The sequence below is a fragment of the Rugosimonospora africana genome (assembly GCF_016862975.1).
Taxonomy (GTDB): domain Bacteria; phylum Actinomycetota; class Actinomycetes; order Mycobacteriales; family Micromonosporaceae; genus Rugosimonospora; species Rugosimonospora africana.
The window spans coordinates 1-537 of sequence record NZ_BONZ01000215.1; the positions used below are offsets into that span (position 1 = coordinate 1).

Below are 537 nucleotides of genomic sequence, written 5' to 3' on the forward strand. Positions count from 1 at the left end.
CCTGCAGCGGCAGGTCGCCCGGGTCACGATGTGGGCCAGTGGGCGTAAATTGGCCGTGGGCCGGGTGGTGACCGAGGTCGGTTGCGCGCTGGGTGGGCACCGCAAGAATTTCCTCGGCCTGCTTCGCGATCCGGATGTGTCAACGATCGTGGTCGAGCACGGGGACCGGTTCGCCCGCTTTGGCGCCGAGTATGTCGAGGCCGCGCTGAGCGCGCAGGGCCGGCGGCTGCGGGTCGTCGACCCGGCGAAGGTCGACGATGACCTGGTCGGCGACCCGGCCGAGATCGTGACGTCGCTGTGCGCCGGCCTGTATGGCCGCCGCGCTGCCGCGAACCGTGCCCGCCGCGCGGTCGAGGCTGCCACCGGGGACCCGGCGTGAAGACGATCCAGGCGTACCGGTTCGCTCTGGACCTCAACCCGGGTCAGCAACGTGATGTGTACGCGCATGTCGGGGCGGCCCGGGTCGCGTACAACTGGGCGTTGAGTCGGGTCAAGGCGGTCATGGACCAGCGGGCTGCGGAGCGCACCTACGGTGTT

Annotated in this window: 2 protein-coding genes; both read left to right on the forward strand. The window is 70.4% G+C overall.

The genetic code is table 11. From position 1 onward, the window contains the following. On the forward strand, window positions 1–379 hold a 379-nt coding region (locus Raf01_RS49290), incomplete at its 5' end, for an IS607 family transposase (protein ID WP_203925097.1). Then, the coding region (locus Raf01_RS50780) for a helix-turn-helix domain-containing protein (protein WP_275413247.1) at window positions 376–537 on the forward strand (162 nt) is incomplete at its 3' end. The genes Raf01_RS49290 and Raf01_RS50780, both read left to right, overlap by 4 nt.